At 76.0% G+C, this 23,487-nt stretch carries 20 protein-coding genes; 13 read left to right on the top strand and 7 right to left on the bottom strand.

Annotated elements, in window-relative coordinates:
- The first annotated feature begins 31 nt into the window (after positions 1–31).
- Entirely contained in the window at positions 32–511 is a 480-nt protein-coding gene (locus tag A3CO_RS29435) for an SdpI family protein (RefSeq protein ID WP_018330383.1), read from the top strand.
- 28 nt (positions 512–539) lie between these two features.
- On the opposite strand, the gene A3CO_RS0101065 is transcribed toward A3CO_RS29435, so the two are convergent.
- The gene (locus A3CO_RS0101065) at positions 540–1,040 is read right to left on the bottom strand and encodes a DUF427 domain-containing protein (RefSeq protein WP_018330382.1); all 501 of its coding nucleotides are present in this window, start codon (positions 1,038–1,040) and stop codon (positions 540–542) included.
- A 92-nt stretch (positions 1,041–1,132) separates the two neighbouring features.
- A complete protein-coding gene (locus tag A3CO_RS0101060; protein WP_018330381.1) occupies positions 1,133–1,738 on the bottom strand; it encodes a YqgE/AlgH family protein in 606 nt (201 codons plus the stop codon).
- A 143-nt stretch (positions 1,739–1,881) separates the two neighbouring features.
- Here A3CO_RS0101060 and A3CO_RS0101055 point away from each other — a divergent pair, with 143 nt between their 5' ends.
- Positions 1,882–3,345: an MFS transporter gene (locus tag A3CO_RS0101055; protein ID WP_157646909.1), complete on the top strand. Its 1,464-nt coding sequence runs from the start codon at positions 1,882–1,884 to the stop codon at positions 3,343–3,345.
- Between the two features lie 571 nt (positions 3,346–3,916).
- On the opposite strand, the gene A3CO_RS0101045 is transcribed toward A3CO_RS0101055, so the two are convergent.
- Positions 3,917–5,395 carry a CCA tRNA nucleotidyltransferase gene (locus A3CO_RS0101045; protein ID WP_026204160.1) on the bottom strand — a complete coding sequence of 493 codons (1,479 nt, stop codon included), beginning with the start codon at positions 5,393–5,395 and terminating at the stop codon, positions 3,917–3,919.
- Between the two features lie 133 nt (positions 5,396–5,528).
- On the opposite strand from A3CO_RS0101045, the gene A3CO_RS0101040 reads away from it, so the two are divergent.
- The 9 genes from A3CO_RS0101040 to A3CO_RS0101000 all read left to right on the top strand — a co-directional run bounded on the left by A3CO_RS0101040 (position 5,529) and on the right by A3CO_RS0101000 (position 17,190).
- Positions 5,529–6,014: an NUDIX hydrolase gene (locus tag A3CO_RS0101040; RefSeq protein WP_026204159.1), complete on the top strand. Its 486-nt coding sequence runs from the start codon at positions 5,529–5,531 to the stop codon at positions 6,012–6,014.
- Entirely contained in the window at positions 6,011–8,311 is a 2,301-nt protein-coding gene (locus A3CO_RS0101035) for a DUF6049 family protein (RefSeq protein ID WP_157646908.1), read from the top strand. Before A3CO_RS0101040 ends, A3CO_RS0101035 begins: the two co-directional genes overlap by 4 nt.
- Positions 8,308–10,818 carry a murein biosynthesis integral membrane protein MurJ gene (gene murJ / locus A3CO_RS29430; RefSeq protein ID WP_018330375.1) on the top strand — a complete coding sequence of 837 codons (2,511 nt, stop codon included), beginning with the start codon at positions 8,308–8,310 and terminating at the stop codon, positions 10,816–10,818. Before A3CO_RS0101035 ends, murJ begins: the two co-directional genes overlap by 4 nt.
- A gap of 164 nt (positions 10,819–10,982) precedes the next feature.
- Positions 10,983–12,932: a protein kinase family protein gene (locus A3CO_RS0101025; RefSeq protein ID WP_018330374.1), complete on the top strand. Its 1,950-nt coding sequence runs from the start codon at positions 10,983–10,985 to the stop codon at positions 12,930–12,932.
- A gap of 70 nt (positions 12,933–13,002) precedes the next feature.
- Positions 13,003–13,653 carry an RNA polymerase sigma factor SigM gene (gene sigM, locus A3CO_RS0101020; protein WP_018330373.1) on the top strand — a complete coding sequence of 217 codons (651 nt, stop codon included), beginning with the start codon at positions 13,003–13,005 and terminating at the stop codon, positions 13,651–13,653.
- Positions 13,650–14,351, top strand: a complete 702-nt coding sequence (locus A3CO_RS29425; RefSeq protein ID WP_018330372.1) for a hypothetical protein — start codon at positions 13,650–13,652, stop codon at positions 14,349–14,351. Before sigM ends, A3CO_RS29425 begins: the two co-directional genes overlap by 4 nt.
- 58 nt (positions 14,352–14,409) lie before the next feature.
- The gene (gene trxB, locus A3CO_RS0101010) at positions 14,410–15,423 is read left to right on the top strand and encodes a thioredoxin-disulfide reductase (RefSeq protein ID WP_018330371.1); all 1,014 of its coding nucleotides are present in this window, start codon (positions 14,410–14,412) and stop codon (positions 15,421–15,423) included.
- A 37-nt stretch (positions 15,424–15,460) separates the two neighbouring features.
- The gene (gene trxA, locus A3CO_RS0101005) at positions 15,461–15,787 is read left to right on the top strand and encodes a thioredoxin (RefSeq protein WP_018330370.1); all 327 of its coding nucleotides are present in this window, start codon (positions 15,461–15,463) and stop codon (positions 15,785–15,787) included.
- A 242-nt stretch (positions 15,788–16,029) separates the two neighbouring features.
- Positions 16,030–17,190 carry an N-acetylmuramoyl-L-alanine amidase gene (locus tag A3CO_RS0101000; RefSeq protein ID WP_018330369.1) on the top strand — a complete coding sequence of 387 codons (1,161 nt, stop codon included), beginning with the start codon at positions 16,030–16,032 and terminating at the stop codon, positions 17,188–17,190.
- Between the two features lie 69 nt (positions 17,191–17,259).
- Here the strand turns inward: A3CO_RS0101000 and A3CO_RS0100995 are convergent, their stop codons facing one another.
- The gene (locus tag A3CO_RS0100995; protein ID WP_026204157.1) at positions 17,260–17,934 is read right to left on the bottom strand and encodes a GCN5 family acetyltransferase; all 675 of its coding nucleotides are present in this window, start codon (positions 17,932–17,934) and stop codon (positions 17,260–17,262) included.
- 252 nt (positions 17,935–18,186) lie between these two features.
- Here A3CO_RS0100995 and A3CO_RS0100990 point away from each other — a divergent pair, with 252 nt between their 5' ends.
- Together A3CO_RS0100990 and A3CO_RS0100985 are read left to right on the top strand one after the other, a co-directional pair.
- Positions 18,187–19,590, top strand: coding sequence for an aminotransferase-like domain-containing protein (locus A3CO_RS0100990; RefSeq protein WP_018330367.1), 1,404 nt, complete (start codon positions 18,187–18,189; stop codon positions 19,588–19,590).
- 43 nt (positions 19,591–19,633) lie between these two features.
- Complete coding sequence (locus A3CO_RS0100985) at positions 19,634–20,596, top strand: D-alanine--D-alanine ligase family protein (RefSeq protein ID WP_018330366.1); 963 nt, start codon at positions 19,634–19,636, stop codon at positions 20,594–20,596.
- Positions 20,597–20,655: 59 nt separating this feature from the next.
- On the opposite strand, the gene A3CO_RS0100980 is transcribed toward A3CO_RS0100985, so the two are convergent.
- The 3 genes from A3CO_RS0100980 to rsmG form a co-directional block, all read right to left on the bottom strand.
- Positions 20,656–21,702 (bottom strand): ParB/RepB/Spo0J family partition protein, encoded by a 1,047-nt coding sequence (locus A3CO_RS0100980; RefSeq protein WP_018330365.1) that lies wholly within the window; start codon positions 21,700–21,702, stop codon positions 20,656–20,658.
- Entirely contained in the window at positions 21,699–22,595 is an 897-nt protein-coding gene (locus tag A3CO_RS0100975) for a ParA family protein (RefSeq protein ID WP_051085817.1), read from the bottom strand. Before A3CO_RS0100975 ends, A3CO_RS0100980 begins: the two co-directional genes overlap by 4 nt.
- A gap of 152 nt (positions 22,596–22,747) precedes the next feature.
- A complete protein-coding gene (gene rsmG / locus A3CO_RS0100970) occupies positions 22,748–23,473 on the bottom strand; it encodes a 16S rRNA (guanine(527)-N(7))-methyltransferase RsmG (protein WP_018330363.1) in 726 nt (241 codons plus the stop codon).
- Positions 23,474–23,487: the final 14 nt, after the last annotated feature.

Here is a 23,487-nt window from a genome sequence, read left to right as displayed (position 1 = left end):
GCGATTCGACCACCGAGCCTACTCTGGGGGCATGGTCGTCCCCGTCCTGGCCGCCGTGCTCATCCTCGCGGGTCTCGTCGTCGGCGTCGTCGGAGTTCTCGCCGCCACGCAGCGCCTGCCGCGCAACCGGGTGATCGGCGTGCGCACGAGCTGGACCATGGCCCGCGTCGACGCCTTCCGCCGCGCCAACCGGGTGGCCGCGCCCGCCTTCGTCGGCGCCGGTGTGCTCGGCCTGCTCGGAGGCGTCACCGCGCTGCTCAGCCCGGTCACCGCCGCGGCCGTGACCCTGCTCGTCGTCGGCGCCCTCGCCCTGCTCGTGCTGCTCGGCGTCGGGGGAGTCCTCGGCGGCCGCTACGCCGAGGCCGACCGGGAGGCCACCCTCGAGGCGGAGAGCCGCCCCGCCCAGCCCTGCTCGCTGCCGCAGAACGTTCCCGACGACAGCTGTGGTCCCGAGGCACGCTCGGCCTGCGCCGGGTCGTGCGCGATCTGCCCGAAGGGCGCGGGGGCCTGACCCGTCCGGACCCCGCTCACCAGCCCCCTCACCAACCCCAGGAGCCGGGCCCGCCCTTGAACGGGCCCACCACGTCGGCGGTGATCCACCCGCCGTAGAAGCCGCCCGGCTGGGGGACGACCCGCTCGCCGTCGAGGGTGATCTCGTCGAACGGCGCCGGGTAGAGCGCGACCCGGTCGGCGAGCTCGGGGTAGGTGGCGCTGACGTCGCCCTCCGGGTACCACCAGCCGACGTCGGCCAGGGTGGCCCCGCCCGCGACCACGTCCACGTACCGCGCCGTCCCCTTCCACTCGCACACCGTGCGCCGCTCGGCGGGCCGCAGCACGCCCTCCGCGAAGGCCGTACGGGGCAGGTAGAAGGTCGGCGGGTGGCTGGTCTCCAGCACGCGGACCAGGTCGTCGGTGTCCACCACGACGGTGCCCGCGTGGGTGATCACGCAGCGCCGACGGTCCGGCTCGGTCCGCGGCGGGCGGGGGTAGTCCCACACCGACTCCTGGCCGGGTCCCGGGGTCTCACGCGTGATCCGCACGCCCGGGGACGCTACGCCGGACGCCGACCCCCCGCCGGGAGCGAACGAGCCGTCCGCGCACCGGACCGGACGACCGGCCCGTCCATCCGATGTCAGTTCCGCTTCGGCTCCGTCACGTGCGTGGCCAGGAGCGCGAGCGGCACCCCCTGGCGGCGCAGGACGCCGCCCCACAGGTCGTAGCGGGCCGGGGCGAGCACGTCGTCGGGGAGCGCGGGCACCACGTACCAGTCGCCACGGGAGATCTCGCCGGCGAGCTGCCCGCGGTCCCACCCCGAGTAGCCCGCGAACACCCGCAGCCCCCGCACCCGCGGGGCGAGCGCGGCGGGGTCGCCGTCGAGGTCGACCAGCGCCACCGGCCCGCGCACCCCGACCACGCCCGGCGTCCCGGCCGGGTCCTCCCCGGTGCGCAGCGCGGCGAGGCACAGCGCGGTCTTCTGCTCGACGGGGCCGCCGACGAACACGGCACTCGGGCGCGTGGTGTGCGGGCCCCACGTCGGGAGCACGTCGGAGACCGCGACCTCGCTCGGGCGGTTGAGGATCACACCGAGCGTCCCCTCGCGGCGGTGGTCGATCACGAACACGACCGTCCGCACGAAGTTCGGGTCGGTGAGGGAGGGGGCGGCGACCAGCAGCGTGCCGGCCTCCACCGAGTACGCCGACCGTTCGGCAGGCTCGTCCCGCGTTCCCTCGGCCACCACCCCATCGTGACACCACCGTCCGGGTGCGGTCAGCCCGACCGGCCGGGGTCGGCGCCCACGTCACCTGTCCGGCCGGAGAGGTGGCCCGGACGGGCGACCGCCGCCCTCCCGGCCGCGACGCGGTCCGCGTAGCGTGGTCGGTCGTGCCCGTTTCGACCGATCGGCCGCCGCCGCGGCGTGGCCGCGCCAGTCGTCGGGACCTCGCCGCGCACCCGGGCTTCCTCCGACTGCTGGCCGTCCGGCTCGGCGCGCAGTGGGGCGACGGCGTCTTCCAGGCCGCGCTCGGCGGCGCCGTGCTGTTCAACCCGGAGCGCCAGTCCGACCCGGTGCTCGTGGCCCTCGGCCTCGCCGTCGTGCTGCTCCCGTACTCGCTGGTCGGGCCGTTCGCCGGTGCCCTGCTCGACCGCTGGGACCGCCGCCGGGTGTTCCTCGTCGCCGGCGGGGTGCGCGCCGTGCTGACCCTCGGGACGGCGGCGGTGGTCGCCGCGGGGATCAGCGGCCCCGCCCTCTACCTGGGGGCCCTGGCGACGATCGGCGTCAGCCGGTTCGTGCAGGCCGGGTTGTCGGCCGCGCTGCCGCACGTGGTGGCGCCGCGGCGGCTGGTGGCCGCGAACTCGCTGGTCACGACGGGCGGCGCCGTCGCCGCGGCCGCCGGCGCCGCCTGCGCGTTCGTCGTGACCGGCCTCATCGGCGCGGGGGACCGGCAGTCCGGGATCGCCGCGGCCGCCGCGGTGCTCGGGTCGGTGGTGATCGTCGCGGTGGCCGTCGGCTTCCGCCCCGGCGCGCTCGGCCCCGACGACCCCTCGGAGGCTGCCCGGGCCGTGAAGGCGGTGGCGTTGGGCCTCGTCGACGGGGCCCGCGCCGCGCGGGACGCTCCGGGCGTCGTGGCCGCGTTCTGGGCCGTGGCGGCCCACCGGCTGGCCTTCGGTGTCGCGACGCTCGTGATGCTGCTGCTGATGCGGAACGGGCTCACCGACTGGGGCCCGCTGCACGCCGGCGTCGCCGGGCTCGGCGAGACCGTCGTCGCCGCGGCGGCCGGGCTCGGCGTGGCCGCCGTGGTGACGCCGTGGCTCACCGCCCGGATCGGTCGACCGGCGACCGTCCGGGTGATGCTGGGGCTCGCCGTCGCCGCGCTGGTCGGGCTCGGACTGCCGATGACCCTCCCGTCCATCCTCGGCGCCGCCTTCGTCCTCGGCCTCGTCGGTCAGGCCATCAAGCTCTGCGCCGACGCCGCCGTGCAGCGCGAGGTCGACGACGCCCGCCGCGGCCGCGTCTTCGCGCTCGCCGACACCGTCTTCAACGTCACCTACGTCTCGGCGGTCGCCGCCGCGGCCCTGCTCAGCCCGCCCGACGGCCGGTCGGCCACGCTCGTCCTCCTCGCGGCGGGGCTCTACCTCCTCGGTCTCGCGGTGCACGAGATCGCGCTGCGCCGCGGCGTCCCGGTCGGCGACACGCGCGGTCCCGACGGCGGGGCGGTCGTCCCCGCTCAGGGCGGCACCCACCCCGAGGCGTCCTCGGCGATCTCCGTGTCGGCGGTGCCGTCGGCGTCGGTGTCGGCCAGCAGCACGTCCCAGCGACCCGACCCCTCGGGCTCCGACGCGCCGTAGGCGGCCTCGGCGCGCCCGTCGCCGTCGTGGTCGACGAGCAGCTGGTCGGCCCGCCCGTCCCCGTCGAGGTCGCAGACCATCTCCCGGGTCACGGGATCGTGGTCGACCTCCGCCCACCCGCCGTCGGGAACGCCGTCTCCGTCGGTGTCGACGGCGGCGGACGTGGAGCCGGCGCGGCCGCGGACGTCGGTGAACGCCACCGTCCGGCTCACGGCCTCGTTCCACACCCCGCGCCCGGAGGGATCGGCGAACACGCGCTCGGGGCGGCCGTCGTCGTCGAGGTCGAGCACCGCGCGGTCGGCCTCGCCGTCACCGTCGGTGTCCCAGAGTGCGTCGTCGACCCGGCCGTCCCCGTCGAAGTCCAGCGCGACGGCGTCCGGGCCCGCTCCCGCCAGGGCACGGTCCGGCGGGGAGCGGTGGTGGTGGACCGGCCCGCGTCCGGTGCCGAAGCGATAGGTGATCACACGGGCTCGGACTCCCGCCCGCCCCGATCGGTTCCATTGACCGTCGACGATGTGGAGAACCTGCCACTGGATGACAGCAACGACGCTCCGCTGCCACGGGGGACGCCTCAGGCGTCGAGGATCCCCTCCGCCCGCGCCCACGCGAGCAGCTCCGCCTCGGCCTCGTCGCGGTCGAGCGGCCCACGCTCCAGCCGCACCTCCTTGAGGTGCCGCCACGCCTTCCCGACGACGGGTCCGGGCTCCACCCCGAGGAGCTCCATGATCGCGTTGCCGTCGAGGTCCGGGCGCACCCGCGCAAGGTCCTCGGACTCGGCGATCCGGGCGATCCGCTCCTCGAGGTCGTCGTAGGTGCGCTGCAGGGCGGCCGCGCGGCGCTTGTTGCGCGTCGTGGAGTCCGAGCGCACCAGCCGGTGGAGCCGGTCGAGGAGCGGTCCGGCGTCGGTCACGTAGCGCCGGACGGCCGAGTCGGTCCACTCGCCCTTGCCGTAGCCGTGGAAGCGCAGGTGCAGGAACACGAGCTGGGAGACGTCGTCGATGAGCTGCTTCGGGTAGCGCAGCTCGCGCAGCCGCCTGCGGGTCATCTTCGCGCCGACCACCTCGTGGTGGTGGAAGCTGACCCGGTTGCCCGGCTCCACCTTGCGGGTGGCGGGCTTGCCGATGTCGTGGAGCAGCGCGGCGAGGCGCAGGGTCAGGTCCGGGCCGTCGGTCTCCCGGTCGATCGCCTGCTCCATGACGGTGAGCGAGTGCTCGTAGACGTCCTTGTGCTGGGCGTGCTCGTCGATCTCCAGGCGCATCGCGGGCACCTCGGGCAGCACCACGTCGGCCAGCCCGGTGTCCACCATCAGCTCGATGCCCGCCCGGGGGTGCGCCCCGAGCAGCAGCTTCGAGAGCTCCGCCTGGACCCGCTCGGCGGTGATGCGGCCCAGCTGCGGCGCCATCGCCGTCATGGCCTCCCGGACCCGCGGGGCGACCGTGAAGCCGAGCTGCGAGACGAACCGGGCGGCGCGCAGGAGGCGCAGCGGGTCGTCGTCGAAGGACCGCTCCGGCTCGATCGGGGTGTCGAGCACGCCGCGGGCCAGGGCCGCGAGGCCACCGCAGGGGTCGACGAAGGTCCGGTCGGGCAGCGACACGGCCATCGCGTTCGCGGTGAAGTCGCGGCGGACCAGGTCGCCCTCGACGGTGTCGCCGAACGCCACGACCGGGTTGCGGGACACGCCGTCGTAGGTGTCCGCCCGGAAGGTGGTCACCTCGAGCGTGACCCCGTGGCGGGCGAGGCCGATCGTGCCGAACTCGATCCCGGTGTCCCAGACGGCCTCGGCCCAGCCGGACACGATCCGCTTCACCTGGGCCGGGCGGGCGTCGGTGGTGAAGTCCAGGTCGCTCGAGAGCCGCCCCAGCAGCGCGTCACGCACGCTGCCCCCGACCAGGTAGAGCCGGTGCCCGGCGTCGGCGAAGCGCCGGCCGAGCTCGTCGGCGACGGGCGAGTACCGCAGGAGCTCCACCACGGCAGTCTGACCGGCGTCCACGGGCTGCTGCTGCTCGTTTCCGGCCTTCTCGACGGCGGGTGGAGGGGCCTGGGCGGCCATCCGGGATGCTGCGGGCACGGCGGGACAGCCTAACCCGCGCCCGGTCCCGCGGCGGCCACCACCACCGTGTGAGGAGCCCTCGTCGGCCTCGTCCGTGGTCCCGCACCGGCACGGTCGGCCGTACCATCGCGGAATGCCCCCGTCGCCACGTCGACCCGCCGACCGCCGTCGGCGCGGTCCGCGGCGGCGGATGCGGACGGTCGACGAGTTCTCCGCGGGCGGCCTGGTCGTCGACGCCGAGCGCGGGTGCGCGGCCCTGATCGGACGGCTCGACCGCCGCGGCCGGCTCCTCTGGTCGCTGCCCAAGGGGCACATCGAGGAGGGCGAGACGGCCGAGCAGGCCGCGGTGCGCGAGGTCGAGGAGGAGACCGGCATCATCGCCGCCGTGCAGGCGCCGCTCGGCAGCATCGACTACTGGTTCGTGGCCGAGGACCGCCGGGTGCACAAGACGGTGCAGCACTTCCTGCTCGCGGCCCGCGGCGGGGAGCTCTCGGACGCCGACGTCGAGGTCACCGAGGTGGCCTGGGTCCCGCTCACCGAGCTCGGCTCACGTCTCGCCTACGCCGACGAGCGCCGCCTCGTCCGGCTGGCGGCGGAGATCCTGGAGGAGTCCGCGTGATCGCAGGAGGGGCCCCGCGGACCCTCCTGTCTCTCGTGACCGCGGTGCTGGCGCTCGTCCTGACGACGGCGGGCTGGGCCCCCCTCGCCGCCGCGAGCCCGGCACGGGCCTCCGCGCCGGCACCCGCGCAGGGCCCGTCGTCGGGACCGGTGGAGCTGAGCCTCGACGCCGCCCCGCGGGTCGTCGGGCCGGACTCGGGGGACCTCACGGTCACCGGTCGGCTGACCAACCGCGGCCCCGTCCCCGTCCGCGACCTGGGGCTTCGCGCACAACGCGGCGCCGCGGTCGGCACCGACCCCGAGGTCGGGGCGGCCCTCGACGGGGCGATCTCCCCGGATGCCGCGGCCACCCCGCCGCCGTTCACGCCGGTCGCCGGGCAGCTCGACCCGGGCGACTCGGCGCCGGTGACGCTGCGCATCCCGCTCGCGACGCTGGCGTTGCCGGGACCGGGCGTCTACCCGCTCGTGGTGGAGGCGAACGGCACCCCGGGCAACGGCACGCCGGAGCGGGTCGCCGCGGAGAACCTCCTGCTCCCGGTCACCGGGCTCCCGGGCCGGCCGGCGGCGACCCCGACGACCCCGGCCGCGGTCTCGCTGCTCTACCCGCTGACCGACCGGCCCCGGCGGCTCCCGGTGCCGCCCGGGGCCCCGCCGCTGCTCGCCGACGACTCGCTCGCCACCTCCCTCGCCCCGACCGGTCGCCTCGGCGGGCTGGTCGCGGCCCTCACCCGCGCGGCCCCCCTCGGCAGCCCGGCCGCGGCCGCCACCTGCCTCGCCGTCGACGCCGACCTGCTCGAGACCGCCCGCGACATGAGCGCGGGCTACGAGGTCACCAGCCCCACCGGCCCCCGGCCCGGCGCCGGAGCGACCGTCGCCGGGCAGTGGCTGGCGGCCGTCCGGGCCGCCGCGGTCGGCCGCTGCGTGATCGCCCTCCCGTACGCGGACGCCGACCTGCTCGCGACCAGCCGCGGCAACATGAGCGACCTGACCACGGCCGCCCGCACCCTCGGGGCCGAGCGCACCGCCGAGCTCCTCGGGGTGACCCCGGTCCCCGACACCACCGTCCCGGCCGGCGGGCTGCTCGACGAGCGCAGCCTCGCCGACCTCGCCGGCGGCGGCGCCCGGGCCCTCGTCGTGGACGGGTCCACGCTCACCGGCGGTGTCCCTCCGGGCGGGGTCGGCCGGTTCGGGGGCGGGACGGGGGGCAGCAGCCCGCTCGCCGTCGGGACCGATCCGCTGGCGGACCGCGCGCTCGCCCCGACCGCGGACCCCGGCACCGGGGACCCGACGCCCGCGGACGGCGCCCTCGCGACGCAGGACGCCCTCGCCGTCGCCGCCCTGCGCGGCCTCACCCCGCGCTCCGTGACCGCCCCCACGGTCCCCGCCCCGACCGTCCTCGCGCCGCCCGCCGTCTGGGACGTCGACGCGGACGCCGCCTCGGCCCTGCTCACCGGGATCACCGACCTGAGCCGGCGGGGGCTGGCGGCCCCCGTGGACGTCGGCACCCTCGTCGCGCGGGCCGCCGCCGACCCGGCCACGCCCGCCGTCGCGCTCGGGCCCGGGAACCGGGCGGCCGTGTCGGACCAGTCGGGCGCGGTGCTCGACGAGATCCGCGGCGTGCGGGACGACCAGCGCGACCTGCTCGCCGCCAGTCGCCAGGACCGGGCGGGCGCCCCCACCCCGGCCGAGTTCGTGCAGCCGCTCACGGGAGCGCTGCTGCGCAGCCTCTCGGCGGCCGGACGGGGGAATCCGGCCCTCCAGCGGGCGGCGGCCGACGACGTCGTCGCCCAGATGCGCACGCTGCGCGGCATGGTGCGCGTGATCCAGCCCGCCGGCACCTACTCGCTCGGCTCGAGCGACGCCCCGCTGCTGCTCACGGTGGAGAACCAGCTGCCCGTGGCGGTCGACGTCTCGGTGGCCCTCGAACCGACGCCGGGGGTGCGGGCCTCCCCGGTCGCCGTGCACCAGGTGCCCGCCTTCGGCAGCTACCAGTTCCAGGTGGCGCTCGACGTCGAGCGGGCCGGGCAGTTCACGATCGACGCGACCGCCCTCACACCCGGCGGCAAGTCGCTCGGATCCACGGCTCGTCTCCTGCTGAGATCCACCGCCTACGGCACCATCACGGTGTGGTTGACCGCGTCCGCAGCCGTCGTGCTGGTGATCCTGGCGAGCCTGCGGGTGGCGCTGCGGGTCCGCGCGGCGCGGCGGGAACGCAAGTCCCGACGCAGACGACGCCCCGGGACGCCGACGGATCCGGACGCGGCGACGACGGACGACCGCACCCTGCAGGCGCGATGAGCGCCCGGCCCGTACGCCCCGGGTCCGGCGCGGACACCTCCCCGGCCCCGGACGACGTCGTCGTGCCCCCGCCCCCCGCCCCGGTCGACGACGCGCCACCTCCCCGCCGTCCGCCGGGCCCGCCCGGGGACGACCCCGCGGCCCGCACCCGGCCCACCGCGCGTGGCCCCGCCGGCGGCCCGCTCCCGCTCGCCCCGGTCGGACCCGACCCGGTGCGCCCGCCCGGCCCGCCCGTCCCGCCCGCCGGACGTCCTGCCGGCCCGCCCCCCGGCCGACCCGGTCCGGGTCCCTCCGCGCACCCCGGCGACCACGAGCACCGGGCACCGACCCCGCCGGACCGCCCGGGCACCCCGCCGCGGGCGCCCGGCGACCAGGCCCTCGCGGCGGAGGCGGCCCGAGCGGCCACCCCGACGGTGGTCCCGCCGCCCGGGGCCGCACCGATGCCCGGCCCCACCCCGACGCCCGGCCCGGTCCCTCCGGGGGCCACCCGGCCCCGGGCACAGCCCGGCTCCGCCCACCCCGGACCCGCGCACGCCGCGCCCCCACCGCCCGGTCCTCCCCAGCCCGGTCCTCCGCAGCCCGGCCCCACCGCGGCCGGCCCGCCCCCGGGCCCCGTCGCGCCGCCGCGACCCCCCGACGCGGGCGCCACGCGTCCCATCGCCGCCCGTGAGGCCGTCACCGTGCCCGCCCGCGCGGTGCCGACCGAGCCGTCACCGCGGACCGGCCGGCCGCCCGCGCGCGTCGAGGAGGCGACCACCCGGCTCGGCGCGCTGCCCGGGGTGGACGCCGCCACCGTGCGGGCGGCCCCGCTCGCCTCCTGGACCGTCGGCGACTCGCGCGACGAGACCGTCCTGCTGCCCCGGCCCCCGTTGGAGCAGGACGCCTCCGCGGTCCCGGCCCCCCGCGACCCGAGCGACGACCGCGACGACTCCTCGCTGGTGAAGGCCTCCGGCGGCATGGCGATCGCGACGCTCGTGAGCCGCCTGACCGGCTTCCTGCGCACCCTGGCGCTGGCCGCGACCCTCGGGCTCGGCCTCGTCGGCAGCTCGTTCAACATCGCGAACACGCTGCCGAACATCATCTTCGAGCTGCTGCTCGGTGGCGTGCTCACCAGTGTCGTCATCCCGGTGCTGGTCCGCGCCGCGAAGGAGGACGGCGACGACGGCGACGCCTTCGCCCAGAAGCTGCTCTCCGGTGCCGCGGTGGTCCTCCTCGGCGCCACTGCGCTCGCGACGGTGGCGTCACCGCTGCTCGTGCGGCCGTACATCTCCGACCCGCAGGACGTCGAGCTGGCCGCCCGGTTCGCCTACCTGCTCCTCCCGCAGATCTTCTTCTACGGGATGGGAGCGCTGTTCGGTGCCATCCTCAACGCGCGGGCCGTGTTCGGTCCGGCGGCGTGGGCGCCGGTGCTCAACAACGTCGTCTGTCTGATCGCGCTCGCGATCTACTGGGTGCTGCCGAGCCCGCCCGGCGACACGATCACCACGACACAGCTGCTGGTGGTGGGCGTCGGCAGCACGCTGGGGATCGCCCTCCAGGCGGCCGTGATGCTGCCGGCCATGCGCCGCACCGGCTTCCGCTGGCAGTGGCGCTTCGGGTGGGACCATCGGCTGTCGGCCTTCGGCGGCCTCGCGGCCTGGGTGATCGGGTACGTGATCGTCAGCCAGATCGGCCTGACCGTGATCACCCGCGTCGCGTTCGCCTCCGACTCCGGCGGTCCGGCGATCTACGCCTACGCCAACCTGTTGATCCAGGTGCCCTACGGCGTGCTCGGGGTGTCGCTGCTGACGGCCCTGATGCCCCGCATGAGCGCGGCGGCCGCGAACGGGCGCATCGACCAGGTGGTGGCCGACCTGTCGCTGGGATCGCGCCTGTCCACGGTCACCCTGTTGCCCATCAGTGCGATCCTCACGGTGTTCGGCACCCAGCTCGGGATCGCCATGTTCTCGCTGGGCAAGTCCGGGGCCGCGTCCGCGGGCACGCTGGGCACCGCACTGGCGTGCTCGGCGTTCGGGCTGCTGCCGATGGCGGTCGTGATGCTGCAGCTGCGCGTGTTCTACGCGATGGCCGACGCACGGACCCCGACGCTGATCATGGTCGTGATGACGGTGGTCAAGGTGCCGCTGGCCTATCTGTGCCCCGTGCTCCTGGCGCCCGACCAGGTGGTGCTCGGCCTCGCCGCGGTCAACGCCTTCGGGTTCGTGGTGGGCCTGGTGGTCGGCGACGTCTGGCTCCGGCTCCGCCTCGGCCGCCTCGACACCCGACGGGTCCTGCGCACGATGCTGCTCACGGGGCTCGCCTCGGTGATGTCCGTCCTCGTCGCCGTGCTGCTGGTGACCCTGCTGGAACGGGTGCTGCCCGGCGGCGGCGCGGTGACCCGCGCCTGGCTCACGGTCGGCATCGGCGGCACGGTGTCGCTGGTCGTGCTGGTCGTCGCCATGCGGCTGCTGCGCGTGCCCGAGCTGGACCCGGTGGTGTCGCGGCTGCGGCGGCTCGTCGGTCGCTGACCCCCGGTCGGACCCGCCCACCCACGGACGGGTTGCGCCGCGGTGACAGGTGTCGCGCGCGGGCCTGCGTCCACGACGGGGGACCCGGTGTCCCGTACTCTCGCCGGTGACGTACTCCCGGGTGGGAGTGGTGGCGCGGGTGGGGCGAGCCCGGAGGTGACGGGGTGGACGAGGCGGTGAGCGCACGGCGCGTGCCGAGCCCGTCCGCCGGGCGCCCGGGGTCCGGTGCGGTCGCCGACCCGGCCGAGGGCGCCGCGCCCGCCGGCTCCGACGCACCCGTCGTCGGGAAGGACGCCGCGGACACGCCCGGGAGTACCGGGGCGGGCGCCGCGGCCGCACCCGTCGCGAACGGCTCGGGCCCGGCCGGACCCGCCGAGGAGCCCGCGACCTCCGTCGGGGACGAGCCGACCACCGCCGTCCCGCCGGTGGCGGCCGCGCCCGGCATCGACGGCCCCACCACGTTCCTGCCCGACGGCGCCCGCCGGGGCGGGACCGGGGGCCGGACGAAGTCCCCCGCCCGCGGCGGCCGCCGTCCGAGCCCGCCCCCGGGTCCGCGCCCGCCGTCCTCCGGACCGATCCCGGTCGGGCCCCGCGGCGCCCTGGTGCCCGGCACCGTCATCGCGGACCGCTACCGGCTGGTGGCCGAGGTCGGGCGCGACCGGGCCGCCGACGCTGCCCTGTGGAAGGCGCGGGACACCACGCTCGAGCGGGACGTGGCCATGACCCTGCTGGTCGGCGGCTGGCAGGCCGACGCCCGGGCGTCCTCGGCGCTCTCCCGCGCGACCCGGTCGGCCCACTTCGCCCACCGGCACGCCGCCCGCGTGCTCGACGTCATCCAGCCCGGCTCGAGCCGGCTGCCCCAGGGCGTCCTCGGGGCGGCGGTGGCCGAGTGGACCCCGGGCCGGGACCTCGCGGAGCTCGTCGCCGGCGGCCCGCTCTCGCCGAGCGCGGCGCTGCGGGTGGTGGAGCCGCTGGCCCAGGCGGTCGCGGACGCGCACCGCGCCGGGCTCGTCCTCGGGCTCGACCATCCCCAGCGGGTCCGGGTCACCGCCCGCGCCAACGCCCGGCTCGCGTTCCCGATGCCGCGCGGCGACGCCGAGGTCGACGACGACGTCCGGGGCCTCGGCGCGATCCTCTACCTGCTGCTCACCGGGCGCTGGCCCGCCATCGACGGCGCCACCCCGGCCGGATTGACCGCCGCCCCGCGCACGGCCGCGGGCGGCGTCGCCCCGGTGCGCGACCTGCGACCCGCCCTGCCCGTCGGGCTCGCGGCGCTCGTCGACCGCACGCTCGACGCCACCGGCGGGATCCGGACGGCCGCCGCGGTGCACGGCCTGGTCCGCCAGCTGCGCGAGGGCGCCGAGGACGACGGCGTGCTCCTGCCGCTGACCGAGGACGGCGTCCAGCTCGCCGACGACGACGGGGCGGTGTGGCACCCCGACGACGAGGACGGCGAACGGCGCGACCCCGAGACCCGTCGCAAGCTGCGGATCGGGGTCACGCTCCTCGTGGTCGCGGTCCTGGCGATCGTCGCGTTCGTCGCGTTCCAGGCGGTGTCGCTGCTCGGCGGCGGCCCGTCGTCCGGCCCGCCGCTCGTGATCCCGACGACCGCCCCCGCGGCCGCCCCGTCCGCGTCGCAGGCACCGGCCGTGCCGTCGGTCCCGGCCGCGCCGAGCGGGCCGGTGCAGCTCGCGAGCATCGCCGTCTACGACCCGTCGGGGAACCCCGACAACCCCGACCGGGTCGGCCGCGCCGCCGACAACGACCCCTCGACCACGTGGGCGACGTCGGACTACCGGCAGCAGTTCCCGGCCCTCAAGCCCGGTATCGGGCTGATGACCACGTTCCGGACGCCGAGCCGGCCGACGCAGGTGGTCGTGCGGTCCCCGAGCCCGGGCACCACGATCGAGATCCGGTCCGCCGCCGCGCCGAACCTGCCGCTCGCCCAGACCCAGGTGCTCGGCACCGGCACCGTCTCCGGGGACACCACGACGATCCCGCTGCAGGCGGGGGCGCCGACCTCGAACCTGCTGGTGTGGATCACCGCCCTCGGCCAGTCCGACGGCCAGTACGCCAGCCAGATCGCCGAGGTGACGGTGATCGGGGGCAGCTGAGGCCCCGCCGGCGGAGCGGTTTCCCGGAACCGCCCCTGCCCCGCGGACCGGCCGCCTAGCGTCCGGTCCCGTGGCCGACACCCGCTCCGACGAGGCGCTGCTCGCCGCGCACGTCGCCGGGGACCCGGACGCGTTCCCCGAGCTCGTCCGGCGCTACTCCGAGCGGCTGTGGGCGTTCGCCACCCGCATCCTGCGCGACTCGCACGACGCCTCGGACGTCGTGCAGGAGGCCATGATCTCGGCGTATCGCAACGCGGCGCGCTGGCGCGGCGAGGCCACCGTGAACACCTGGCTGCACCGCATCGTCCACCACGGGAGCCTCGACCGGCTGCGCCGCCGACGGACCCGCGCCGCGGAGCCGCTCACGGAGGCCGTCGACCTGCCGCTGCACCGGGATCCCATCCTCGACCGGGAGCGGGTCCTGGCCGTCGAGGAGGCGCTCGGGCGGCTGCCCCTGGCCCAGCGGGCCGCCGTGGTGCTCCTGGACATGGAGGGCATGACGGTGGCGGAGGCGGCCGCGGTGCTGGAGATCAAGGAGGGCACGGTGAAGAGCCGCGCCGCCCGTGGCCGGTACCGCCTGGCCCAGTTGCTGGGCCATCTCCGCCCGGAGTACGACACGGCACGGGAACCGGGCGCGAGGATCGTCGGGAACGATCCGGCTCCCGGCGGCGTCCAAGCCCCGGGAGGCCAGGTGCGCAGCCCGTCAGGAGGAGACCGATGACCGACCCCGCGCCCGGCGCCCGTGGCGGGGACGCCGCGGACGCCGCCGCGCGCCACGGGGACGGCGGCTCCCCCCGCCCCGGCGAGGAGGACCTCTTCGCCGCCCTCGACCGCACCCGCGCCGACCTCGCGGCCGCACCCCGTCCGGCGGCCCCGCCCGATCTCACCGCCTCGCTACTGGCCGCGGTGGCCGCCGAGCGGGCGGCCGGGCCCGCGACCAGCACCCCGGCGCCGTCCTCGGCGCCGTCCCCGCTGCCGTCCCGACGGCGGGTCCGGGTGCCCCGTGGCCGGTGGGTCGCCGCGGCGGTCAGCACGGCGGCGGCCGCGGCGGTGCTCGCCGTCGTGGTGCTCGGGTCCGGCGGGGGACTGACACCCCCCGCCGCCGCCCCGACGGCGGCCCCCGCGACCGGGTCACCCGTCGTCCTGACCTCGGGGGATCTGCCCCGGGCCCTGCGCTCCGGCCTGGGTGCCCGGGACGGCACGGCCGCTCCCGCCGCCCGCACCGCCTGCCTCGTCGCGCACGGCGAGCCCGCGGGCACCGTGCCGCTCGGGAGCCGGGCCGTCGTGCTCGACGGCCGGCCCGGCACGCTCTACGTCCTCGCGACCGGACGGGCCGCCCGGTTCCGCCTCCTCGTGGTGGGTCCGGCCTGCGCCCCGGGGTCCCCGGACACCCTCGGCGACGTGACGGTGGGCGGGTGAGTGGGGTGGACGACACCGGGTGGGGAATCCTGGGGACGTGGGCGACGTTTCAGCGGGCGTGAGTGACCAGACCATCCACGACGTGATCATCGTGGGTTCCGGACCGGCGGGGTACACCGCGGCGACCTATGCGGCCCGGGCGCAGCTCGACGTCGTGGTCTTCGAGGGCAGCCAGTTCGGCGGGGCCCTCATGACCACGACCGAGGTCGAGAACTACCCCGGGTTCGCCGAGGGCATCATGGGCCCGGATCTCATGGACCAGATGCGCAAGCAGGCCGAGCGCTTCGGCGCGGACCTGCGCCCGGCGGACGTCGACGCCCTGGACCTCTCCGGCGACGTCAAGACGGTCAGCGTCGGCAAGGAGCAGCACTCCGCCCGCGCCGTCGTCCTCGCGATGGGCGCCGCCCCGCGGTACGTGGGCGTGCCCGGCGAGGAGCGCCTGCTCGGCCACGGCGTCTCCGCGTGTGCCACCTGTGACGGATTCTTCTTCCGCGACCACGACATCGTGGTCGTCGGTGGCGGCGACTCCGCGATGGAGGAGGCGACGTTCCTCACCCGGTTCGCCCGATCGGTGACGATCGTGCACCGCCGCGAGGAGTTCCGCGCCTCCGGGATCATGCTGGAGCGGGCACGCGCCAACGAGAAGATCCGCTTCCGGACGAACGCCGTGGTCACCGAGGTGCTCGGCGAGAACTCCGTGACCGGGGTCCGGGTGCGCGACCTGGTGACCGGCGAGGAGGACACCCTGGAGGCGACCGGCATGTTCGTGGCGATCGGCCACGACCCGCGGTCGAACCTCGTGGCGGGTCAGGTCGACCTCGACGACGAGGGGTACGTGCACGTCGCCCACCCCAGCACCTACACGAACGTGTCGGGCGTGTTCGCCTGCGGCGACCTCACCGACAAGACCTACCAGCAGGCCATCACCGCCGCCGGCAGTGGTTGCACGGCCTCGATCGACGCCGAGCGCTGGCTCGCCGAGAACCCGGCGACGTCCGTCCCGGACACCTCGCCGAAGCCCGGCGCCGGCACCGAGCTCAGCCCCGAGCTCGACGCCGTCCCGGCGTCCTGAGAAACGTCCCGATCCGTTCCGTCCGGAAGGAGCCCCCATGGGCAGCCCGATCAACGTCACCGACGCCACGTTCTCCGACGAGGTGCTGAACAGCGACAAGCCGGTCGTCGTCGACTTCTGGGCGACCTGGTGCGGTCCGTGCAAGATGGTCGCCCCGGTCCTCGAGGAGATCGCCCTGGAGCACGGGGACAAGATCACCGTCGCCAAGCTGGACATCGACCAGAACCAGGCGACGGCGCGTGACTACCAGGTCATGTCGATCCCGACCATGATCGTCTTCCAGGGCGGCAAGCCGGTGAAGCAGATCGTGGGCGCGAAGCCGAAGGCCGCGCTGCTCAACGACCTCTCCGACGTGCTCGCCTGATCCCACGCACGTCCCCGACGCCGGGTCCGGACCTCGTCCGGGCCCGGCGTCGTCGTGTCCGCGGCCGCCCGCGCCCGAACCGTGACCCTCCGGCACGGGCCCGCTGCCGGGTGTGTGCGGGGCGGCAGGGCACAATGAGGCACGGGTGAAACCGGCGGGACACGTCGGCGGTGCGACACCGTTGCCGCCTCCACGAGGGTCGGGCCCACCGATGGGTGACCGGACAGGACGGGAGCAACCGAATGCAGCTGCTCAGCCGCGGCGACACCGGTCCGGCGGTCGCCGAGGTCCGCGCAGCGCTCGAGGGCCTGGGCCTGCTCGAGCCCGCCGACGCGGCGCACAGCGTCTTCGACGCGGCGCTGTTCGACTCGGCGCTCGAGGACGCGGTGCGCGCCTTCCAGCAGAACCGCGGCCTGATCACCGACGGTGTCGTCGGCCCGGCGACGTACCGCGCCCTGCGCGACGCCCGTTGGTCGCTGGGCGACCGCATGCTCTGCCTGCAGATGAGCAACATGATGACCGGCGACGACGTGTTCGCCCTCCAGGAGCGGCTGCTCGAGCTGGGGTACGACTCCGGGCGGGCCGACGGTGCGTTCGGCCGGCAGACCGAGCAGGCCCTGCGGAGCTTCCAGCGCGACTACGGCATGGCGCCCGACGGCATCTGCGGGCCCCGCACGCTGCGTCACCTCGGCTACCTCGGCCGGAAGGTCACCGGCGGGCGTCCGGGCCTACTGCGGGAGCAGGAGCGCCTGCACAAGGCGGGGCCGCGGCTCTCCGGCAAGCGCATCGTGATCGATCCGGGTCACGGCGGTTCGCACCCCGGTGGCGCGATTGGCGAGGTCACCGAGGCCGGGCTGGTGTCCGACATCGCCCGCCGGCTCGAGGGCCGGATGTCCGCGGCCGGCATGGAGGCGCTGCTCTCCCACGGCCCGCAGGACTGCCCGAGCGACGCCGAGCGCGCGGCCTTCGCGAACACCGCGGGCGCCGACGTCGTGCTCTCGCTGCACGTCGACGCGAACCCGAGCCCGGCCGCCAACGGGCTCGCCGCCTTCCACTTCGGCACCGGGACCGGCGCCACCTCCACCGTCGGCGAGGCGCTCGCGGGCTACATCCACCGGGAGCTCCTGGCCCGGACCCGGATGACCGACTGCGGGGTGCACCCGCGCCCGTGGGAGCTCCTGCGGCTGACCCGGATGCCCGCCGTGCGGGTCGAGATCGGCTACCTGACGAACGCCTCCGACCGGGCGGCCCTGCTCGACCCGGCGTTCCGTGACGTCGTCGCCGAGGGGATCCTGGTGGCGGTGAAGCGGCTCTACCTGCTGGGACAGAACGACAAGCCGACCGGCACGTTCACGTTCTCCGACATCCTCCAGCGCGAGGAAGGCAGCCCCATCGGGGCCTGACCGTCCGCGAGCGGGCCGTTCGTCACGATCTCCCGTGATGAACGGCCCGTTCATGCGTGGCGGGAGGGCCTACCGGGGCGCCGGGGCGCCCACGGGAGCCGCAGGCGCCGTCGTCACCGTCACCGAGCCCAGGAGCTGGGCGATCGCCGCCTCGACGTCCTCCTTCCAGGAGAACCCGGTGCGCAGCTCGAGGCGCAGGCGGGGCCAGCGGTGGTGCGGGGCGACCGTCTTGAAGCCGACGGCCCGCAGGAACGCGGCCGGCAGCACGCAGCTCGGGGAGTCCTCCGCGGTGCGGCCGTGGGCCTCGCCGCGCGGGCGCGCCGCAGCGTCACCGAACGCCTCGAGCGCCTTCACGCCGCGCCGGGAGAGGTCCCGGACGACGTCCTGCACGAGCATCCGCCCGATCCCCACCTCGGCGAAGTCCGGCACCACGTGCAGGCCGCACAGCAGGACGGCGTCCGCGCCCACGGGCGCGGTGGGGAACGCAGCGGCGCGCGGCACGGCGGCGGGCGGGGCGTAGAAGGCGTAGCCGGCCGGGACCCCGTCGACGTGGGCGATGCGACCGCAGGAGCCCCACTCGAGCAGGACGCCGGAGACCCAGGCCTCCTTCTCCAGCTCCAGGGTGCCGAACTCCTCGGCCTGGCTGCCCAGGTGCGGTGCGAGTTCCCAGTAGACGCATCGACGGCAGCCCTTGGGGAGCTCCTCGATGTTGTCGAGGGTGACCCCCACGCACTCTCGCGACACCGACACTCCCGTTCCCACGACGACGATCCGGTGCGGATCCCGCGGCGTTGCGGCTCCCGACCCGGCGTTGGCATGCGTACTCTCCCGTGCCGCTCTCGACAATACGGGCGCCCGGGTCGGGGGAAGCGGGCACCGGGGCGGGCGGAGCGACGGATGGTCCGCGCGGCGTGACGACGCTCGCTCCGGGGGCGCGGACACGACGCGTACAGTCGCGATGATCCCTGTCGTGAAGATGATCACGGAGAGTCGCTGATGACGCCGACGTCCCCCGCCCCCCGACCCGACGCCCTCCCCGGGGCCGGCGCGGCGGCGGCAGCGGACGCGGCGGCGGGCACGACCGGCGACCTCCACCTGGACCGCTACGCGGCCCGCACCACCGGGATGACCGCCTCCGAGATCCGGGCCCTGTTCGCCGTGGCCAGCCGACCCGAGGTGGTCTCGCTGGCGGGCGGCATGCCCAACCTCGCGGCGCTGCCGCTGGACTCGCTGGCCGTCGAGGTGGGCCAGCTGATCGCCGGCGAGGGGCAGGCCGCGCTGCAGTACGGCTCCGCCCAGGGCGTGCCCGTGCTGCGGGAGCAGATCGGGGAGGTCATGGCCTTCGAGGCCGGCTCCCTCGCGGCTACCGGCGGCTTCGCCCCGGACGACGTGGTGGTGACCGTCGGCTCGCAGTCTGCGCTCGACATGCTGACCCGGCTGTTCGTCGACCCCGGCGACGTCGTCCTCGCCGAGTCGCCGTCCTACGTGGGCGCGCTGGGATCGTTCGCCGCCTACCAGGCCGAGGTCCGGCACGTCGCGATGGACGACGACGGGCTCGTGCCCGCCGCGCTCGAGGAGGCCCTGCAGCGGCTCGTCCGCGAGGGGCGGCGCGCGAAGTTCCTCTACACGGTGCCGAACTTCCACAATCCGGTCGGCGTCTCGCTGGCCCCCGAGCGCCGCGCCGCGGTCGTCGAGCTGTGCCGCCGCTACGGCGTGCTCATCGTCGAGGACAACCCGTACGGCCTGCTCGGCTTCGACGGGCAGACCTACGAGTCGTTGCGGTCCCTGGACCCGGAGAACGTGGTCTACCTCGGCTCGTTCTCGAAGATCTTCGCCTCCGGGCTGCGCGTGGGCTGGGCGCTCGCGCCGCACGGGATCCGGGACAAGCTGGTGTTGGCCGCGGAGTCGGCCACGCTGTGCCCGCCCGCGTTCACCCAGCTCGTCGTCTCCCGCTACCTCGCGACGCACGACTGGCGCAGCCTCGTGAAGTCCTTCCGGGAGATGTACCGGGAGCGCTGCGAGGCGATGCTGGGCGCCCTGGAGACGCATCTCCCCGAGGGCTGCCGCTGGACCCGGCCCCGGGGCGGGTTCTTCGTCTGGGCCACGGTGCCCGAGGGCGTGGACACCCGGGCGATGCTGCCGCGGGCGATCTCGGCGCGTGTCGCCTACGCGTCCGGGACCGGCTTCCACGCCGACGGCTCCGGCGCCCGGCACATGCGGCTGTCGTTCTGCTACCCGCCGCCGGAGCGGATCGTGGAGGGCGTACGGCGCCTGGCGGGCGTGCTCGACGGCGAGCTCGAGGTGCTCCGCACCTTCGGGCTCTCGGGGTCGGGCGCGACCGGCGCCCGCCCGTCGTCGGGAACGCCGGGGCCGCAGGCCCCCTCGGTCGACACCGCCTGACTCCCCGACGACGGATCACGACCCCGGACTAGGGTCCGGGATCGTGATCGACCGCACCGTCGCCGTCCTCGCCGGCGGCCTGTCCCACGAGCGCGACGTGTCGCTGCGGTCCGGCCGCCGGATCGCCGCCGAGTTGCGCGACGCCGGCGCCACGGTGGACGAGTGGGACACCGACGCCGCCCTGCTCGGCCGGCTGCGCGACACCCGCCCCGACGCCGTGGTCGTCGCCCTGCACGGCGGGGAGGGCGAGAACGGGGCGGTGCAGAGCGTCCTGGAGCTGCTCGGCGTGCCGTTCGTCGGCACGGACGGGCGGGCGTGCCGCCGGGCGCACGACAAGCCGAGCGCCAAGGCCGAGCTGACGCGGGCCGGACTGCACACCCCGGAGTGGGTGGCGTTGCCGCACGCCACGTTCCGCGAGCTCGGGGCGGGCGCCGTCCTCGACGCGCTCGTGGCGCGGCTCGGACTGCCGCTGATGCTCAAGCCCGACCAGGGTGGCTCGGCGCTGGGCGCCCAGGTGGTGCGCGACGCCGCGGACCTGCCGTCCGCGATGGTGGGCGCCCTCGCCTACTCGGAGACCGTACTCGTGGAACGGTTCGTCGACGGGGTGGAGCTCGCGGTGTCGGTGATCGACACCGGCGACGGCCCGGTCGCGCTCCCGGCCGTGGAGGTGGCCCCGGAGAGCGGGGTCTACGACTACACCGCCCGGTACACCGCCGGCCTCACCCGGTTCCACTGCCCGGCCCGGCTCGACGACGAGGTGGCCGCCCGGGTGGCGGACACGGCCGTCGCCGCCCACCGCGCCCTCGACCTGCGGGACCTGTCGCGGACCGACGTGATCGTGGACGGGGACGGGCGGGTCCAGGTCCTCGAGGTCAACGTGTCGCCCGGACTGACCGACACCTCCCTGCTGCCGCGCGCGATCGCGGCGGCCGGGCTCGACCTGGGTGAGGTGTTCGGGCTCCTCGTGGAGCGTGCCGTCGGTCGGGCGGCGGAGCGGTCCGCCTGACGAGCGAGCGCAGCGGCGATCTCAGGGCGCCCTGAGATCGCCGCTGCAGCCCTCGTGGATCACTCCGAGGGTGACGGGCCCGGGAAGCCCTTCTGGTTCATCAGCGCCGCGATGCGCTCCAGATCGTCGACCGAGCCGAACTCCACGACGATCCGACCCTTGCGCTGACCCAGCTCGACCTTGACGCGGGTGTCGTAGGCGTCGGAGAGCCGCTCGGCGAGGTCCTGCAGCCCCGGCGCGTGGAGCTTGCGGGCGGGCGAGCGCCGCTTGGCCGCCGGCTCGCGCTCGCCGCGCGCCAACGTCACCGCCTCCTCGGCGGCACGGACGGACATGCCCTCGGCGACGATGCGCGCCGCGAGCTCCTCCTGGGCCGCCGTGTCCTCCATGCCCAGCAGGGCACGCGCGTGGCCGGCGGAGAGCACCCCGGCCGCCACCCGGCGCTGCACCGCGACCGGGAGTCGCAGCAGGCGGATGGTGTTGGTGATGGCGGGCCGGCTGCGGCCGATGCGGTCGGCGAGCTGCTCGTGCGTCACGGCGAACTCGGTCAGCAGCTGCTGGTAGGCCGCCGCCTCCTCCAGCGGGTTCAGCTGGACCCGGTGGATGTTCTCGAGCAGGGCGTCGCGCAGCAGGTCGTCGTCCGACGTCTTCCGCACGATCGCCGGGATGTGCGCGAGTCCCGCGCGCTGGGCCGCCCGCCAGCGACGCTCGCCCATGACGAGCTCGTGGGTGACCTCGACCCCCGCGTCGCCCGTGATCGGGGCGTCCAGCTCGCGGACGACGATCGGCTGCAGCAGACCGAACTCGCGGACGGAGTGCTCGAGCTCGGCGAGCGCCTCCTCGTCGAAGACGGTGCGCGGCTGCCGCGGGTTGGCCCGGATGCCGTCGACGCGGACCTCGCGATACACGGCGCCGGCGACGGCACCGCCGTCCACGGCGCCCGGGCGAGTCCGGTCCGACCCCGGGACCTCGTTCCGCGTGCGCTGCCCGATCACGACGTCGGCCGCGCGGCTGCCGACGCCGGCCCGCGTATCGGTGCCGCCGTCCGGGGGTCCCGTCGGGATGAGCGCGGCGAGTCCGCGCCCCAGTCCTCCGCGCCGCTCGGTCACGCCCGCTCACCCGCGTTCGCGCCGGCGCGCCGCTCGGCGACGGCCGCCCGCATGGCGAACTCGCGGGCGGCGTCGAGGTAGCTCATCGCGCCCCGCGAGCCCGGGTCGTACGTCAGCACGGTCTGCCCGAAGCCCGGCGCCTCGCTGACCTTGACGCTGCGGGGGATGACGGTCCGCAGGACGAGGTCGCCGAAGTGGTTGCGGACCTCGTGGGTCACCTGGTCCGCGAGCTTGGTGCGGCCGTCGTACATCGTCAGCAGGATCGTCGAGACGTGCAGCCGCGGGTTGAGGTGCGACTGCACGAGCCCGATGTTGTTGAGCAGCTGGCTGAGCCCCTCGAGCGCGTAGTACTCGCACTGGATGGGGATGAGCACCTCGGGCGCGGCCACCATCGCGTTCAGCGTGAGCAGCCCGAGCGACGGCGGGCAGTCGACGAGCACGTAGTCGACGTCGAGGCGGTCGAGCGCCTCGGTGGACAGCGCCTGCCGCAGCCGCGACTCGCGGTTCATCATCGACACGAGCTCGATCTCCGCGCCGGCCAGGTCGATCGTGGCGGGCACGCAGAGGAGGTCGGCGGAGCGGTCGCAGACCTGCGCGGCCTGGTCGAGGGTGAGCTCGCCGATGAGGACCTCGTAGATCGACGGGGTCCCGCTGCGGTGGTCGACCCCCAGCGCCGTGCTCGCGTTGCCCTGCGGGTCGAGGTCGACGACGAGGACGCGGGCACCGTGCAGCGCCAGCGCCGCGGCGAGGTTGACCGTGCTCGTCGTCTTGCCGACGCCGCCCTTCTGGTTGGCGACGGTGATGACCCGGCGGCGCGACGGCCGCGGCATCCGGTGGTCCTCGGGGTGCAGCACGCGGGCGGCCCGGGCGGCCTCCTCGGCGATCGGGGTCATGCCGCCCCCGTCGCCGTAGATCACCTCGCCCGCACCGAGCACCCCGGCCGCGCCGACGGTCGACACCGCCTCGCTGACGGCCTCCCGGACCTTCTCGGCGCTCCCGCGGTCCGGCCGCGAGCGCGTTTCACGTGGAACGGCCTGTCCTTCGGTCACGAGGATCGATCCTTCCTGCCACGACCACGGCGCCCACCACCGGGCCCCGAGCCGGCAGCCGTGCGCCGCTCGGTCCGATGTACCACCACGATGTGCGTCAGTGCGTCTCCCGCGCCGGTGGTGACGACCTCGACGTCGCCGCCACCCGCCGCCCGGAGCTCCACGGCGTCCCGCCGCACCTCGTCCTGGGCGCTGGCTCCCTTGAGCGCCGCCAGTGTCCCACCCGGGCGCACGAGCGGGAGCGACCACGCCGCCAACCGGCCGAGGGGTGCCACCGCGCGGGCCGTCGCGACGTCGAACTCGCCGACCGCACGCCGGGTCTCCCGCTCCTCGGCGCGCCCACGCCGGACGGCCACGTCGAGCCCGAGCGCCTCGACGACCTCCTCGAGCCAGGCCACGCGGCGGGCCATGGGCTCCAGCAGCGTGATGCGGAGGTCCGGCCGGGCGAGCGCCAGCGGGATGCCCGGGAGGCCGGCGCCGGAGCCGATGTCGACGACGGAGGCGTTCTCCGGGACGACCGTCCCGACCCACGCCGAGTTGACGAGGTGGCGGTTCCAGAGGCGGGGGAGCTCCCGCGGGCCGATGACCCCCTGCTCCCGCCCCGGCCCGGCCAGCAGCTCGGCGAACCGGCGGGCCCGGGGCAGCGCGTCCCCGAAGAGCTCCACGGCCTCCTGGGTCGGCGAGGACGGGCCCTCGAGACGGTCCTGCTCGCCGAGTGTCACGACCGGTCGCCCGT

Origin of the sequence: Actinomycetospora chiangmaiensis DSM 45062 (assembly GCF_000379625.1) — a bacterium.
Taxonomy (GTDB): domain Bacteria; phylum Actinomycetota; class Actinomycetes; order Mycobacteriales; family Pseudonocardiaceae; genus Actinomycetospora; species Actinomycetospora chiangmaiensis.
This window is presented reverse-complemented; position numbering and strand designations above follow the sequence as displayed.